The following is a 15,437-nucleotide window of genomic DNA, read 5'->3' as shown; positions in this document are numbered from 1 at the left end:
TTCCAGTAAAGTTAGCCAATTTCGTAGCAACAGTGCCGCAAAAGTGAAAACGGTGATGTTTCAACATCTAATTCATTTTTAGCTGCTTAGAATGGGTATTAGGATGGATCAAAAGCGTTGTGCCGTCGCCTCAAAAGAAAGCTTGATTCGTATATTTACGGTGCCAGAGGCACCTGACTCAACCTTGAGTAAAATCGAATCAGAAATTTCAAGCAATCTTGCTGGGTTCTTAAATGAGAACATAGCGGCGATTGAGAAGCCCTTGCACGAGATTGAAAAAGATTTTCAGTCGGCCACTATCCCTGAAGAGCCAACTTTCGTCTCTGACTATGCACAAGACATTATGGAGCAGTTAGTTGCGCATTCTGTTCATACTGCAGCACCAAGCTTCATTGGTCATATGACCTCGGCATTGCCGCACTTCGTTTTGCCATTATCAAAATTGATGGTGGGCTTGAACCAGAACCTAGTTAAAATTGAAACATCAAAAGCGTTTACACCCCTTGAAAGACAAGTGTTAGGCATGATGCACCATCTAGCCTATAGTGAAGACGATGCTTTTTACAGCAAGTGGATGCATAGCGCTAAAACCTCTCTTGGGGCGTTTTGTTCAGGTGGCACAGTAGCCAATATCACCGCATTATGGATTGCCCGCAATCGGCTATTAAAAGCCGATGGTGATTACAAGGGAATTGCAGCACAAGGTTTAATCGCCGGTATGTTGCACTACGGCTATAAAGGGTTGGCTGTGCTTGTTTCTGAGCGGGGTCATTACTCTTTGGGGAAAACGGTCGACTTATTAGGTATTGGTCGCGATAACATTATTGCCATCGAAACTGATAAGAATAATAAAGTTGACGTTAATGCCATGCGTAAGAAGGCTTATGAACTCGAAGCGTCAGGCATTAAAGTGATGGCATTAGTAGGGGTTGCTGGCACTACAGAAACCGGCAGTATAGACCCACTCAATGAAATGGCTGATTTAAGCGCTGAACTAGGCTGTCATTTTCATGTCGATGCTGCATGGGGGGGAGCCACTTTACTATCAACGAATTATCGCCACCTACTAAGCGGTATAGAGCGTGCTGATTCGATCACTATTGATGCGCATAAGCAAATGTATGTGCCTATGGGGGCGGGCTTAGTGTTATTTAAAGACCCTGCTGCTACAGATGCGATTGAACATCATGCCGAGTATATTCTTCGTAAAGGCTCGAAAGATTTAGGTAGTCATACACTTGAGGGAAGTCGTCCAGGTATGGCGATGTTAGTGCATGCTTGCTTACGTGTTATTGGCCGTAAAGGCTATGAAATGTTGATTGACCGCGGCATAGTAAAGGCGCGTACCTTTGCGCAGATGATTAAAGAGGATGAAGACTTTGAGCTTATTTCTGAGCCTGAGCTTTGTTTATTAACGTACCGCTATGTGCCTAAAGAAATTCAGGCCAAAATAAAAGACGCCGACGAAGAGACCAAGCTCGACATCTATGCGTCATTAAATCGCTTTACTGCAAGTATGCAAAAGCGTCAGCGTGAAGCCGGTCGTTCTTTTGTATCGCGTACTCGTTTGACACCTGCAAAATATGACCATCAACCAACAGTGGTATTTCGAGTTGTATTAGCAAATCCGCTCACTTCTAAAGCTATTCTTAAAGATATTTTGGCGGAGCAAAAAGAGCTGGCGAAAACCGATCCGGTATTTAAAAAGTACTTAAGTAAGTACATGGATTAAAAAAGGGAGCGTTATGCTCCCTTTTTTTACTATTCACTAAAGCAGCTTGCTTTAATCATCTTGCTAATTATCTCTTGTGACGGTTTTATTTTTTCCATCGCTAAAAACTCATCAGGCTGGTGGGCTTGATTAATTGAACCAGGCCCCATCACAATCGTTTCGCAACCTAGTTGTTGAATAAAGGGAGCTTCAGTGCAGTAGTTTACAGCAACAGCAGGTTGTCCTGAGATTTTTTCAGCTAGTTTTACAAGCGCAGTATCTGTGCTGCCACTAAATGCAGGGATAGGTTCATGCATGTCGATAACACTCACTGCATTTGGGTATTGGTTATTAATTTCTTCAGCAGCACTTAGCAAAATCGCCTGCAGTTCTTGCACGCTCAAACCGGGCAGTGGTCGCATATCGATGTGCATTTCACAGCAGCCACAAATACGGTTGGCGTTATCGCCACCATGAATATGACCAAGGTTCAGAGTAGGGTACGGAATTTCAAAGTGGTCAACTGAATATTTATTCTTTAATTCTTCTTTAATGATTAACAATTTTGTAATCATTTTATGCATCACTTCGATGGCGTTTAAACCACGTTCAGGATCAGAGCTATGGCCTGAGCGACCAATTACCCGAATGGCTGTACTCATATGTCCTTTATGAGTGAAAACAGGAGTCATATCGGTTGGTTCACCAATAATACAGCGCGCTGGTTTCAAGTTAGGGTGGCGGCAAATTTGTTGCGCACCCGCCATTGTGGTTTCTTCATCGGCGGTTGCTAAGATTAATAAAGGCTCAGTTTGCTTTGTTGCATCAAGCTCACTAATAGCTTGTAAAACAAAGGCAAAAAAGCCTTTCATATCAATACTGCCTAAGCCATATAATTTATTGTTATGCTCGCTGAGTTTGAAGGGATCATAATTCCAGCGGCTATCATCAAATGGCACTGTATCGGTATGACCTGCCAACATTAATCCACCGTCACCTTCTCCGCGTTTTGCCAATAAATTATAACGGCCTTTACCTTGCTCCAGTTCTGTTATTTCGCAAGTAAAACCGAGGCTTTCACACCAAGAGGCAAGCAAGGAGATCACCTCTTTATTGCTCATACATAGTGAATCTTCAATTGCACTGATTGAAGGCGCTGCAATCAATTGCTGGTACATAGATAAAAAAGACGGTAAAGACATAAAAAATCCAAAAATAATTATTCAATCTAATTGCATAACAATATAAAAGTATTTATGATGAATATCAATTCACTTTTTAAGCATAAATATTAGTGTAACTGTACTATGAACACAAAACGACGATAACCTGATTTCATTACTTTAGACAGTGTTTTTATTCGCTTTTCAGCGAGAAGTTTTAGGCGTATCGATAAATAGATTTAATAGGTAAAAGTAAGCAATGAATGTAGTGATTATTGGCGCAAGTGGTTATAGCGGCGCAGAGCTAGCAAGTTTAGTTGCTAAGCACCCTAAATTAACCCTACAAGCATGTTATGTCTCAGAGGGCAGTTTAGATAAAGGTAAATTATTAAGTGATTTATATCCTGAGCATTTAGGGCTGTTAGAGTATCCTTTACAAGCACTAACAACAGCTGCTTACAAAGATATTGAAAATAATGCTGATTATGTGTGCTTGTGTACTGATCACAAAGTAAGTGTTGACCTTGCGCCACAATTTTTAGCTATGGGTAAAAAAGTATTCGACCTTTCAGGTGGCTTCCGTTTAGCTGGGAATGAGGATTACCAAACTTATTACGGTTTCGCACATGAACACCCTGAGCTTTTAGCACAAGCTGCATATGGTTTAGCTGAATGGAATAGTGATGCGATCAGTAAAGCAAAGCTTGTTGCTGTAGCGGGTTGTTATCCGACAGCAGCGCTTAACGCATTAAAGCCCCTTAAACAAGCAAACTTAATGGCTGAGCAGCCTGTTATTGTTAATGCTGTGTCAGGTGTGACAGGCGCTGGTAGAAAAGCCAGTGTTAATACGCATTTTTGCGAAGTATCACTTGCCCCTTATGGTTTATTTAATCACAGACACACGCCGGAGATTGAGCAGCATCTTGGACATCCAGTGTTATTCACCCCGCATTTAGGTAATTTTCCACGCGGCATCCTAGAAACCATTTATGTGCAGCTAAAGCCAGATGTTACCCCTGAACAGGTTAAAGAGGCATATCAAGTTTTAGCCGATGAGCCATTGATCCGCTTATTAGGTAATAAGATCCCGAGTATAAAAGGTGTTGCAAAACAACCTTATGTAGATATTGCATGGCAACAAAAAGGTCAGCAATTAATTGTAATGTCTGCGATTGATAACCTATTAAAAGGTGCTGCAGGCCAAGCGTTACAATGTATTAATTTAGCGATGGGTGAACCTCATCATACAGGCCTTAGCGGAGCACTATGATGAAAACATGGGTTATTAAAATTGGTGGTGCAGTATTAAACACTGCCGATGCAGCAAAAGCATTGTTCGATGTTCTAGCATCGCAAGAACACGCTAATTTTGTGATTGTGCATGGCGGTGGAGCGCTTGTAGATGCATGGTTAAAAGAGGCGGGTTTTGTAACTGCAAAGCACCAAGGATTACGCATCAGTCCTAATGAACAAATGCCTTATATTGTCGGGGCACTTGCAGGTTGTGCTAACAAACAGCTTATGAGTCAAGCTATCGGTGCGGGCCATAAGCCTGTTGGTTTGAGCCTTTATGAGGCGGGCGTTGTAGTTTCAGAAAAACTCAAAGTATTAGGCCAAGTTGGTCAATGTAGTGGAAGCAGTCATAGCGTGTTACCGAGCTTATTAGAACAAGGTCGCTTACCTCTTGTTAGTTCAATAGGCTTTGGAGAGGACGGTCAGTGGTATAACGTAAATGCCGATGAAGCAGCCGCAGCCATAGCGAAAGAGCTCAATGCAGAGCTTATTTTTATGACTGATGTAGAAGCTGTACTTGACGCAAATAAGCAGCCATTACATCAATTAAATACGCAGCAAATCGATACACTTATCCTTGAAGGAGTTATTCAGGGCGGGATGGAGGTCAAAGTAAAGACCAGCCTTCTTGCTGCCCAACATTTACGACGTGGTGTGTATATCTCAAGCTGGCTAAAGCCAGAAAACTTAGTCGCTTTATTACAAGGCGAGCACGTAGGAACGAAAATTACACCATAGGTATTTCATGTTAAATCATTTTTTATCGGGTCTAGAGTTAGACCAAAAAGGCGCACTTAAACTTCTTAACTTAGCGCAAAAAATTAAAGCAAATCCTGCAGATTTTAGCCAAGCGCTTGCAGGTAAATCAGTGGTTACTTTATTTGAAAAACCTAGTTTACGTACCCGTTTATCATTTGATATTGGTATTAATAAGCTAGGTGGTCATGCGGTCTATCTTGATTCACAAAATGGTGCCATGGGCGCACGTGAATCAGTTAAAGACTTTGCACTTAATATCTCAACGTGGGCAGATGGTATTGTTGCTCGTGTATTCGAACACAAAACACTTACCACTTTGGGTGAGTTTTCAAGCGTACCTGTTGTTAATAGCTTGTGCGACTTATATCACCCATGCCAAGCTTTGGCTGATTTCTTGACTCTTCAAGAAGTACATGGCGATGTTAGTAAACTTAAGCTAGCTTACTTAGGTGAGGGGAATAATGTAACTCACTCACTGATGCTGTTAGCAGCCACTTTAGGCACTGATTTTGTAGCAGTTTGCCCTAAAGGTAGCTCACCTGATTCGCAAATTCTTAAGCAAGCTGAGCAAATTGCAGCGATGAATGGCGCCTCTGTAATGGTCAGTGACCGAATTGAAGCGGCAGTTGGTGCAAATGCAGTCTATGCTGATACGTGGGTTTCGATGGGTGATAAAACACCGCTTGAGCAAGTTAAAGCTAAGTATATGCCGTATCAGCTAAATCAGGCATTGCTTGAGAAGACTGGCGCACAAACTGTGCTGCACTGTCAGCCGGCTCATCGAGAGTTTGAAATTACCTCTGAGGTAATGGATGGCCCGGCATCAAAAATTATTCAACAAGCAGAGAACCGTATGCATGCGCAGAACGCTCTTCTTGTGACATTACTAAATCCAAATTTTGTTTAAGGAACACCAATGAGTTCAATTAAAAAAGTCGTATTAGCCTATTCTGGTGGTCTAGATACATCGGCAATCGTGCCTTGGTTAAAAGAAAACTATGGCTGTGAAGTAATTGCCTTTGTTGCTGATGTAGGTCAAGGCGCTGAAGAACTAGAAGGCGTTGAAGCAAAAGCGATTGCTTCAGGTGCGTCTGAGTGTCATATAGTTGATTTAAAAGATGAAATGGTAAGTGATTATATTTATCCAACATTAAAAACTGGCGCTATTTACGAAGGTACGTACTTACTAGGTACGTCTATGGCTCGTCCGATTATTGCTAAAGCACAAGTTGAAATTGCTCGTAAAGTAGGAGCCGATGCGCTTTCGCATGGTTGTACGGGTAAAGGTAACGACCAAGTGCGTTTTGAATCATGTTTCGCAGCCCTTGCACCAGACCTAAAGGTGATTGCACCTTGGCGTGAGTGGGACTTATCAAGCCGTGAATCATTACTTGATTACCTTGCAGAGCGTAATATTCCGTGTTCAGCTTCTGCGACAAAAATTTATAGCCGTGATGCAAACGCATGGCATATTTCACACGAAGGTGGTGAGCTTGAAGATCCATGGTGCCAACCAAGTGATCAAGTATGGACTTGGACTAACTCTCCTGAACAAGCTCCTAATGAAGCTGAATATGTGACATTAAATGTTGTTGAAGGCGAAGTGGTTGCTGTGAATGGTGAATCACTAAAACCGTATGACTGCTTAGTTAAATTAAATAACATTGCTGCGCCACATGGTGTTGGTCGTGTTGATATCGTAGAAAACCGTTTAGTAGGCATGAAGTCGCGTGGTTGTTATGAAACGCCAGGAGGCACTGTGATCATGGCTGCATTACAAGCTGTTGACGAACTAGTGCTAGATAAATCAAGCCGTAAATGGAAAGAAGTACTTGGCGGTGAGTTTTCACATTTAGTGTATGACGGTCGTTGGTTTACACCGTTAAAAGACTCAATTTTAGCGGGTGCGGAGTCTCTGACTAAATTGGCAACAGGTGAAGTAGTACTGAAGCTTTATAAAGGCCAAGTAACTGCGGTACAGAAGAAATCTCCAAACAGCCTTTACAGCGAAGATTTTGCAACCTTTGGTGAAGATGATGTTTATGATCAATCACATGCAGAAGGCTTCATTCGTTTATTCTCGCTTTCTAGCAGAATCTCAGCACTAACGAAAAAGTAATTTTATTATCGCCCCGCTTTGCGGGGCGATAGCCCAATTTGGAGACAGTTCAATGGCATTATGGGGCGGACGTTTTTCTTCGGGTCCAGATGAAGCGTTTAAACAATTTAATGACTCACTTCCTTTCGATTATCAGCTTGCAGAGCAAGATATTATTGGCTCAGTTGCATGGGCAGGTGCTTTAAAGCAAGTTGATGTTTTAAATCAGCAAGAGTATGACGATCTTGTTGCAGCACTGAATACTTTGTTAAAAGAAGTTAAAGCTAATCCACAAGCTGTAGCAGTTGCAGGTCATGAAGATATTCATTCATATGTTGAGTCAGCACTGATTGACAAAGTAGGTGATTTAGCAAAGAAACTGCACACCGGTCGTAGTCGTAACGACCAAGTTGCTACAGACTTCCGCTTATGGTGTCGTGACACCGCAGAGCACATCTTAACAGCAATTAGTGACTTAAAAGCGGAGTTTGTTGCCTTAGCTGAGCGTGAACTCGGTACTATTTTACCGGGCTACACACACTTACAGCGTGCTCAACCTGTGTTATTTAGCCATTGGTGTATGGCTTATGTTGAAATGCTTGAGCGTGATGAAAGCCGGTTAAATGATGCCAAAAACCGTATGAATTATTGCCCATTAGGTAGTGGTGCATTAGCAGGCACTGCGTACCCAATTGACAGGCAGATTCTTGCCGAGGGGCTAGGTTTTACCGGGGCAACACGCAATAGTCTTGACGCTGTATCTGACCGTGACTTTGTGGTTGAGCTATTAAGCTGTGCATCAATTTCGATGATCCACTTATCGCGTATGGCTGAAGATCTGATTTTTTATAATTCAGGTGAAGCAGGCTTTATAGAGCTTTCAGATGGCGTAACCTCAGGCTCATCATTAATGCCACAGAAAAAGAACCCTGATGCATTAGAATTGATCCGTGGTAAAACAGGCCGTGTTTTTGGTGCGTTTAGCGCCATGATGATGACATTAAAAGCGTTGCCACTAGCCTACAACAAAGACATGCAAGAAGATAAAGAAGGCTTGTTTGATGCAATGCCAACTTGGCTTGCTTGTATTCATATGGCGCAAGCATGTATTAAAGGTATCAAAGTAAAAGCTGATAAAACGCTTGCAGCAGCTAAAGGTGGACACTCAAATGCGACCGAGCTTGCAGACTATTTAGTTGCTAAGGGAATTCCATTTAGAGAGGGTCACCACATTGTAGGAACCTTAGTGCAAATGGCTATTGCCCAAGGGAATAACTTAGAAGATTTAAGTTTAGAAGAATTTAAGTCTGTGCATAGTATTTTTGAGTCAGATGTTTATCCTGTACTAGAGATAGATGCTTGTATTAAAGCCCGTCGAGCTCTTGGTGGCACTTCATTAGAGCAAGTGTCGAGTGCAATTAAGCAGGCAAAAAAAAACAGCAAATAACGGTTCGTGATGCAAACTTAGGTGATGTTGAATCGATAGCAAAGCTTATCCAATATTGGGCTGCGGTAGGTGAAAACCTTCCGCGAGCTAAAAGTGATATGGTTCATTCAATCAACGAGTTTGCTGTTACACAATGTAATAACAAAATTACTGGCTGCGCATCACTATATATCTATGATACCGGTCTTGCCGAGATCCGCTCGTTAGGCGTTGATCCACAAGCAAAGGTGTCGGGACAAGGTAAGCTACTTGTTGAGCACTTACTTGTAAAAGCCAAAAAATTGGCGCTTAGCAGGATCATTGTACTTACGCGTGTGCCAGAATTTTTTGCAAAGCAAGGGTTTAGCCACTGTAGCAAAGACAGCTTGCCCGAGAAAGTTATAAAAGACTGTGAGCTTTGCTTACGAAAAGATAATTGCGATGAAGTTGCAATGGAATTCATTTTAAAGCCAAGTACTAAAGCGGTGATCCCGTGTAAAAGCGTGGCTTAAATTCCCTGGATAGAAAAAACGCACGGTTACCCCTGTGCGTTTTTTTATGTCTAATAATAAGCTGAAGATCAAAAAGATCATATGTTAACGAAAAGTTGGATCGCTAATTGCTTTTAGATTAGTGTGGTGGCAACATCACATTAATGCACAAAAAAGCGTCAAAAAAATGAGAACGTTAAGAAAGCTTACATTCAGCATGTAAAGTCAAGGTGCACAACAGTTAACTTAAAGGAATTATCTTATGCAAATTTCAAATAATAGCCAATTGCAAATGCAGGCATACAGCCAAATGCAACAAACTAAGCCAGCTTTGGAACAAACTACTAGTAATAAAACCCTGCAATCTGATACAGTAACTTTATCAAATGAAGCGCTTTCTTTATCTGGTGGGGCTGAGATCCAACGCGGTGGCGGTGGTCTAGTTTTTCCAGATAAAAAAGAGACATAATTATTGGAAATAAAAAGTTAGATGTATTTTGATTTAAGCTCGCTTGGTTTACATTTCGATACGATTATAGTTTTAGGGATGCTACTCGCATTTTTACTTAATTTGTTTTTTTATGTAAGTGAGCTTAATAAAGACAAGTCTTTATTAATAACATCTTTTTTCATGGCTGTTTCTTATTTCAGCAGCAACCACTTTATTAATCTTGAAAGCTCTAATACTAACTTATACATCGAATGGTTTATATACGATGTTATTACACTCGCCTTCATTCTCATATCTCATTATTTCTTATCTAAAACTTCAATAGCAGCAAAATATATTTATGCAGGGTTAGTAGTTAATAGCGTTCTTTATGCTCTTATTCATATTGATTTAATAGTTCTGTGGAATAGAGAAGTCTGGTGGTTTTGGACTTTTTACTCTATTGGAGTTAACGTTGTTGATTTTTTAATGATTGTAGCTTTAATCACTAACAAAGATTTTCTGTTTATAAGTAAAATAAAACGTAATTTGTTTGGCAATCGTAAAAAACATAAACTTAACTACAGATAATAAAAATTTTATCCGTATATAGCATTTAGCTTAGTTTCTTCCCTGATACAAAAATTTCTTGTAGTGGCATTTCTCTTTCTATGAATTTCAATAGTTTATTGGTAAGCATTCAGCAATCATTCGGTACTTATCTAGCCACATTTATCATGTGGAGTTTTTTGATGGCTTTCTTATTCAATTTGGTTAAGAGATCATCACTTGTTCATACAGATAAAACATTGATGTGGATTTCTTTGGCGATTTTTCTGTCTTATTTAATGACAGATCCTTTAGTGTCTATGGCTTTCGAGATAAAGTTTCTAGAAAGTGCTTCAGGCTTTATTCTCTGGTGTTTTCTAGATTTAGCATGTTTATTCATCATTATGTTCGTGACTCGAGGTAGTTCTATTGAAGATTATCCCGCTAAGTTGTATGTCATTGTTGGGCTGCTCATAAATAGCACTTTGTTCTTTTTTTTATACATTGATGTTGATGTGAATGGTAATGATGAAAGGTGGTTTTTATGGGATTTATACACGGTCACTGTTAACTTGGTGGACATAACAATGTTAGTAGCATTACTAACTAACAAGGATTTTTTTAAGTTCGTGGCATTGTTCAAGCTTGTTAGACGTAGATTATTTAAAGTTAATATCGAATGCTTAAATTAATCCAAGAAAACTTTGGGGTCTATCTCGCCGCATTTATTATGTGGGGGTTTCTGATGTCTTTTTTATATAACATGGTGAAGAAGTCGTCTACGCCTAATGGTGACAAAACACTTATGTGGATGTCGCTGGCACTGTTTATCTCTTATATGATGAGTGATCCATTACTAAATATAGCGCTAGGCTATAATATTCTAGACTCGAGCTTTGCTTATATGATCTGGGCTGTTTCGGATCTACTAATACTTTTAATTATTAGCTTAATTGCTCGTGGCAGAAAGGTAACTTTGGTGCCAGCAAAGCTCTATATTTTTACTGGGCTTTTGATCAACACATCGCTTTTTTTAGGTATGTATTATGACATCAATTATGCCTATACGGGTGATTGGTGGTTCTGGAGCTTTTATACGGTTACAGTCAATGTCATGGACATCATGATGCTCATTGCACTTTTCTCTAATAAAGACTTTTTGGGGCTGGTGCGGCTATATAAGGGTTTAACAGGTCAAGCTAGGCTAGCTTGACCTCAATTAGTTAAAAGCGGTATTCCCAGCTGGTTCTGAGGGCCGTGTTGGTTTCGTTGTTATCGTTTAATTCATCTCTTGAAATTAATCCAGTTACTTTCCAAAGACCGCTGAGTAATGCTTGTTGATAGCCTACTTCTAACTGCAATTGGCTACTCTTAATGATATTTTCACTATCAATCCAGCGTAGTTTAGCATGTCCGCCATAGCCGTTGAGGGTGTGATAATAAGCCCCAAGCACTGCTGATTTACTTTGCTCTGGTGTTGAGCTGCCAATTAAACGCGAGCGCTGGGTATAGCTGCCTGAGCCATACACACAGTCTCTGGCAATATTACATTTTTGCTGAGTATTCGAGTATTCGAGATACGTTTTTAGCAAGCTATCAGTTGTACCAAAGTAGCTTTCAAAGCCAACGGTGTAAAACGGCTCACTTGGCGCCAAACCGCTTTCGTTGCGGCCCATTAATTCACCATATACGGCAATAGGAACCGACATTAAAGTGGTTGAGTATTTAATATCAATCCCTGTTAAACGATGCGTTTGCTCGTTATTCTCAAGATTAATAGGAGCTAATTCTGGAGTTGTTAAATAGTCAGAGCCAGCTGTACTAACTGCCACTTCTAAACCATTTAAAGGGGTACTAGCAAACCTCAACGCCCAATAATCACCTTTGTCGCTTGTATTCAAATATGGCTTTTGTTTGGCATAAATACCAGTCAGTTGCCAATTACCAATAAATGATAACCAACTTGGGCCTACATATTGAGTATTCGCTCTTGTGAAACGCAAACCTTTCATGGGAGCTGCATTATTTGAAAGTAGTAACGCGTTATCGTTACTTGGTCCCCACCAATGACTGACTTGCTCGGCACTGAGTGACCAATTACCAACCAACACCGCTAAATAGCTATCTTGGTAGTTTACATGCTGTTCGTCGAGTGCATCATCTGCGTAATTAACACTCACTTTTGCACTTACACGTTTACCCGTTATTGAACCGTAGCTATTAACACCGCTTTGCTGTTGATGGCGTTTACCAAACCCTTGTTGAGTATCAGTGCTGCCATTGTAGTTTAGTCGAACCCCTGAATCTGTTTTTTGCTTAGCAATATTTAACGCGTGTTTCACATGTTGATAAGCAAATTGAGACTGTTCATCAAGTTGATTGCTATCTACAAGGCTAAGATCGCGAGCAATACCTTGCCACATCAAAGGGTAGCTATTTATAGGCTGTTTAATCACACCTTGGTTAAATAACATCTCGATTGAGGCGCGTAATAATGGATCGTCACTTTCAACCCAAGGGCCTGCTATAGTCGGTGTCGAGACCATAAAAAAGGCCCCTAGGGTAAGTATTTTTTTTAGCTTCATCCGCGAATTTTTTCCTGTAAAGCTTTAGCAACAATAGGATCAACAAACTCGCTAACATCACCATTGTGTCTTGCTACTTCTTTTACTAAGGTTGATGAGATAAACGAATTTTTTTCGGCGGGTGTTAAAAATACACTTTCTAAATCAGGGTTAAGTCGACGGTTCATATTGGCTAATTGAAACTCGTAATCAAAGTCAGAAACAGCTCGAATACCGCGAATGAGCACTTCAGCTTTATGGTCGCGAGCTAAATCTGCTAATAGTCCAGAAAAACCAATTACACTCACATTATCTAGGTGTGCCAAGATGTTATTAGCAAGTTCAACGCGCTCATCAAGCGTAAAACACGGCTGTTTACTTGGGTTGTGCGCAATAGCAACGATGACATGATCGAACATTTTCGCTGCTCGGTGAATTAAGTCAGTATGGCCATTTGTAAGTGGGTCAAATGTACCCGGGTATATTGCAGTAACGTTCATAACTATCAGCGATTTAGAAATTTGCCTGCTATATTAACAGTGTTTTAGCCTGTCTGCAGCTTAGAAAATACGCGTATCTTATTAGATTGTAAAACCCATCTAAGGTACTGCACCGATTGAGGTTATTATTTTTCAAGGTAGTATTTAATTGTCACGCATTTGTTTATACTGCTTGGCTTAGCAGGGCAATAGAATGCAATAACCACAACAACAGAGTAAACAGCATATGAGTACAAAGGATAAAATCATACACACCAGCATCGAGTTATTTAATCGCCACGGTGAGCGTGCTATTACAACCAACCATATTGCTGCACATATGGGCATTAGCCCTGGTAACTTGTATTACCATTTTAAAAATAAAGAAGACATTATCCGTCATATCTTTGCTTTATATAGTGAACATTTACATACGCATTTTAAACCCTTGTCTCCTGATGATGATGCACTTGAAAACCTAGCAGGTTACCTTGATTCGCTGTTTGAACTGATGTGGCGTTATCAATTTTTTTATGACAACTTGGGTGATATTTTATCTCGCGATGAAGTATTAAAAAAAGATTACATTGATTTTCAAGCGGCGTTGCTAGAGCAAGTGAAAGAAGTTTTATTAGCACTTCGTGCTGGCGGTATCATCTGTATTGAAGATGATGATGTCACAGAGCTTGCACACATGTTAAAAATGACGGTTAGCTTTTGGACCCCGTATATAAAGGCGCGTCGCTTAAGTGGTGAGTTAGCAAGGGAAGATATCTACAATGGTATTTTAAAAGTGCTATTGCTGTTAAAAGCGCATTGCACAGAGCAGCATTTACCACAGGTAAATCAGCTAAGGGCAAAATATCTAGCACTCAGCGAAGCCTCAGGTCCTGAACAATAACCCCAGCCAAGCAGTTTATTTCCTAGACGCTATAATTTTTGTTATAATCGCGCGCCCTTGAGGTTGGTATGCCTCGGGGCGTGTGAATCCCACAGTCTAAGAGTGAACTATGCTTAAATTTATCGTCAAATTACACCCTGAAATCGCTATCAAGAGTAAATCTGTTCGTAAGCGTTTTACCAAGTTATTAGAAAATAACATTAAGATCGTCTTACGTCGTGTTGACGAAAAAGTACAAGTTAGAAACAACTGGGATAATATTTCGGTTGTGAGCCTTTTAGATTCTGAGCAAGTTCGCCTAGATATCATCGATGGCTTAAAACGCATTCCGGGTATTGTGCAATTTATCGAAGTTACAGAAACAGACTTTGATTCGTTAGACGATATTTATCAAAAAGCCCTTGAGCTAATTGGCCACACTATCGAAGGTAAAACATTCTGTGTGCGTTGTAAGCGTTCGGGTAAACACGATTTTACTTCTAGCGATGTAGAGCGTTATGTTGGTGGCGGCTTAAACCAGCATGTTGCAGGTGCAAGCGTAAAACTATCCCATCCTGAAGTAACCATTCGTTTAGAAGTGCGAGATGATAAAGCGTATATCGTTACTGAAACTCACTTAGGTATGGCAGGCTTCCCGTTACCAACACAAGAAGATGTACTGTCGCTTATGTCGGGTGGCTTTGACTCAGGTGTAGCAAGCTACCAGATGATCCGCAAAGGCGCGCGAACTCACTTCTTATTCTTTAACCTAGGTGGGGCAGCTCACGAAATCGGTGTTAAACAAGCCAGTTATTATATCTGGAAACAGTTTAGCTCTACCCATAAGGTAAAGTTTGTCACTGTAGATTTTGAACCTGTTGTAGCTGAAATCTTAGAAAATGTAGAAAACAGTCAAATGGGTGTGGTGCTTAAGCGTATGATGATGCGTGCAGGTAGCCAAGTTGCAGAAAAGTTAGGTGTGCAAGCATTAGTAACAGGTGAAAGTATTGGCCAAGTATCAAGCCAAACACTGGCTAATCTAAGCGTGATTGACCGTGTAACTGAAACTTTAATCATTCGCCCGTTAATCCAACACGACAAGCAAGATATTATTAATATTGCTCGTAAAATTGGTACCGCAGAAATGGCAGAAAGCATGCCTGAATACTGTGGTGTGATTTCTAAAAAGCCAACGGTTAAAGCCAAAATTAAAACGATTCTTGCCGAAGAAGCTAAATTTGATTTTGACGTGTTAAATACGGTTGTTGAAAATGCCCGTGTGATGGATATCCGTGATATCGACACCGAAGCTAAGCAAGAAGTAAATGAAGCCGAGTCTGTATCTGATTTACCAAAGGGAGCGGTTGTTGTTGATATTCGCTCACCTGAAGAAGAAGACGCAAATCCACTTGAGCTTGAAGGTATTGAAGTTGTGCATTTACCTTTCTTCCGCTTAGCGACTAAATTTGGTGACTTACCAAAAGATAAAGAATATTACTTATACTGTGCTAAAGGTGTGATGAGTCAGCTTCAAGCGCTGATCTTACACGAAGAAGGCTTCAGCAACGTCAAAGTGTATCGTCCGTAAGGGATG

Annotated in this window: 13 protein-coding genes and 1 pseudogene; 11 read left to right on the top strand and 3 right to left on the bottom strand. The window is 40.5% G+C overall.

Annotated elements, in window-relative coordinates:
• The first annotated feature begins 103 nt into the window (after positions 1 to 103).
• A complete protein-coding gene (gene panP / locus AAEU31_RS06760) occupies positions 104 to 1,732 on the top strand; it encodes a pyridoxal-dependent aspartate 1-decarboxylase PanP (protein ID WP_135926061.1) in 1,629 nt (542 codons plus the stop codon).
• A 29-nt stretch (positions 1,733 to 1,761) separates the two neighbouring features.
• Here the strand turns inward: panP and argE are convergent, their stop codons facing one another.
• Positions 1,762 to 2,913, bottom strand: a complete 1,152-nt coding sequence (argE, locus tag AAEU31_RS06755; RefSeq protein ID WP_421966834.1) for an acetylornithine deacetylase — start codon at positions 2,911 to 2,913, stop codon at positions 1,762 to 1,764.
• Between the two features lie 220 nt (positions 2,914 to 3,133).
• Here argE and argC point away from each other — a divergent pair, with 220 nt between their 5' ends.
• The 8 genes and pseudogenes from argC (at position 3,134) to AAEU31_RS06715 (ending at position 11,133) form a co-directional block, all read left to right on the top strand.
• The gene (argC, locus tag AAEU31_RS06750) at positions 3,134 to 4,144 is read left to right on the top strand and encodes an N-acetyl-gamma-glutamyl-phosphate reductase (protein ID WP_421966833.1); all 1,011 of its coding nucleotides are present in this window, start codon (positions 3,134 to 3,136) and stop codon (positions 4,142 to 4,144) included.
• Positions 4,144 to 4,905 carry an acetylglutamate kinase gene (argB, locus tag AAEU31_RS06745; RefSeq protein WP_421966911.1) on the top strand — a complete coding sequence of 254 codons (762 nt, stop codon included), beginning with the start codon at positions 4,144 to 4,146 and terminating at the stop codon, positions 4,903 to 4,905. The genes argC and argB overlap by 1 nt, the downstream gene beginning before the upstream one ends.
• A gap of 7 nt (positions 4,906 to 4,912) precedes the next feature.
• Positions 4,913 to 5,833 carry an ornithine carbamoyltransferase gene (locus AAEU31_RS06740; RefSeq protein WP_135926058.1) on the top strand — a complete coding sequence of 307 codons (921 nt, stop codon included), beginning with the start codon at positions 4,913 to 4,915 and terminating at the stop codon, positions 5,831 to 5,833.
• Positions 5,834 to 5,842: 9 nt separating this feature from the next.
• Complete coding sequence (locus AAEU31_RS06735) at positions 5,843 to 7,045, top strand: argininosuccinate synthase (protein WP_421966832.1); 1,203 nt, start codon at positions 5,843 to 5,845, stop codon at positions 7,043 to 7,045.
• 52 nt (positions 7,046 to 7,097) lie between these two features.
• Positions 7,098 to 8,962, top strand: a pseudogene (gene argH, locus AAEU31_RS06730) (argininosuccinate lyase).
• A gap of 241 nt (positions 8,963 to 9,203) precedes the next feature.
• Positions 9,204 to 9,410 (top strand): hypothetical protein, encoded by a 207-nt coding sequence (locus AAEU31_RS06725; protein ID WP_253038272.1) that lies wholly within the window; start codon positions 9,204 to 9,206, stop codon positions 9,408 to 9,410.
• Positions 9,411 to 9,431: 21 nt separating this feature from the next.
• Complete coding sequence (locus AAEU31_RS06720) at positions 9,432 to 9,962, top strand: hypothetical protein (RefSeq protein ID WP_253038273.1); 531 nt, start codon at positions 9,432 to 9,434, stop codon at positions 9,960 to 9,962.
• A 703-nt stretch (positions 9,963 to 10,665) separates the two neighbouring features.
• On the top strand, positions 10,666 to 11,133 hold the full coding sequence (locus AAEU31_RS06715) for a hypothetical protein (RefSeq protein ID WP_135926052.1): 468 nt from the start codon (positions 10,666 to 10,668) through the stop codon (positions 11,131 to 11,133).
• Positions 11,134 to 11,143: 10 nt separating this feature from the next.
• On the opposite strand, the gene AAEU31_RS06710 is transcribed toward AAEU31_RS06715, so the two are convergent.
• Together AAEU31_RS06710 and coaD are read right to left on the bottom strand one after the other, a co-directional pair.
• Complete coding sequence (locus tag AAEU31_RS06710) at positions 11,144 to 12,505, bottom strand: capsule assembly Wzi family protein (RefSeq protein ID WP_421966831.1); 1,362 nt, start codon at positions 12,503 to 12,505, stop codon at positions 11,144 to 11,146.
• Positions 12,502 to 12,984 carry a pantetheine-phosphate adenylyltransferase gene (coaD, locus tag AAEU31_RS06705; protein ID WP_135926050.1) on the bottom strand — a complete coding sequence of 161 codons (483 nt, stop codon included), beginning with the start codon at positions 12,982 to 12,984 and terminating at the stop codon, positions 12,502 to 12,504. Before coaD ends, AAEU31_RS06710 begins: the two co-directional genes overlap by 4 nt.
• Positions 12,985 to 13,210: 226 nt before the next feature.
• Here coaD and AAEU31_RS06700 point away from each other — a divergent pair, with 226 nt between their 5' ends.
• Positions 13,211 to 13,864 carry a TetR/AcrR family transcriptional regulator gene (locus AAEU31_RS06700; RefSeq protein WP_421966830.1) on the top strand — a complete coding sequence of 218 codons (654 nt, stop codon included), beginning with the start codon at positions 13,211 to 13,213 and terminating at the stop codon, positions 13,862 to 13,864.
• A 109-nt stretch (positions 13,865 to 13,973) separates the two neighbouring features.
• Entirely contained in the window at positions 13,974 to 15,431 is a 1,458-nt protein-coding gene (gene thiI / locus AAEU31_RS06695) for a tRNA uracil 4-sulfurtransferase ThiI (RefSeq protein WP_421966829.1), read from the top strand.
• Positions 15,432 to 15,437 lie beyond the last annotated feature (6 nt).

The organism is Pseudoalteromonas thalassia (assembly GCF_049257215.1).
GTDB lineage: Bacteria > Pseudomonadota > Gammaproteobacteria > Enterobacterales > Alteromonadaceae > Pseudoalteromonas > Pseudoalteromonas lipolytica_C.
Note: the sequence above shows the minus strand (reverse complement) of the source record. Positions and strands in the feature narration are given on the sequence as shown.

Coding starts and splice junctions, on each gene's coding strand:
- argE (WP_421966834.1), bottom strand. CDS start 2,913: ATGTCTTTACCGTCTTTTTTATCTATGTACCAGCAATTGATTGCAGCG.
- AAEU31_RS06725 (WP_253038272.1), top strand. CDS start 9,204: ATGCAAATTTCAAATAATAGCCAATTGCAAATGCAGGCATACAGCCAA.
- AAEU31_RS06715 (WP_135926052.1), top strand. CDS start 10,666: ATGTCTTTTTTATATAACATGGTGAAGAAGTCGTCTACGCCTAATGGT.
- argB (WP_421966911.1), top strand. CDS start 4,144: ATGAAAACATGGGTTATTAAAATTGGTGGTGCAGTATTAAACACTGCC.
- thiI (WP_421966829.1), top strand. CDS start 13,974: ATGCTTAAATTTATCGTCAAATTACACCCTGAAATCGCTATCAAGAGT.
- AAEU31_RS06735 (WP_421966832.1), top strand. CDS start 5,843: ATGAGTTCAATTAAAAAAGTCGTATTAGCCTATTCTGGTGGTCTAGAT.
- panP (WP_135926061.1), top strand. CDS start 104: ATGGATCAAAAGCGTTGTGCCGTCGCCTCAAAAGAAAGCTTGATTCGT.
- coaD (WP_135926050.1), bottom strand. CDS start 12,984: ATGAACGTTACTGCAATATACCCGGGTACATTTGACCCACTTACAAAT.
- AAEU31_RS06740 (WP_135926058.1), top strand. CDS start 4,913: ATGTTAAATCATTTTTTATCGGGTCTAGAGTTAGACCAAAAAGGCGCA.
- argC (WP_421966833.1), top strand. CDS start 3,134: ATGAATGTAGTGATTATTGGCGCAAGTGGTTATAGCGGCGCAGAGCTA.
- AAEU31_RS06710 (WP_421966831.1), bottom strand. CDS start 12,505: ATGAAGCTAAAAAAAATACTTACCCTAGGGGCCTTTTTTATGGTCTCG.
- AAEU31_RS06720 (WP_253038273.1), top strand. CDS start 9,432: ATGTATTTTGATTTAAGCTCGCTTGGTTTACATTTCGATACGATTATA.
- AAEU31_RS06700 (WP_421966830.1), top strand. CDS start 13,211: ATGAGTACAAAGGATAAAATCATACACACCAGCATCGAGTTATTTAAT.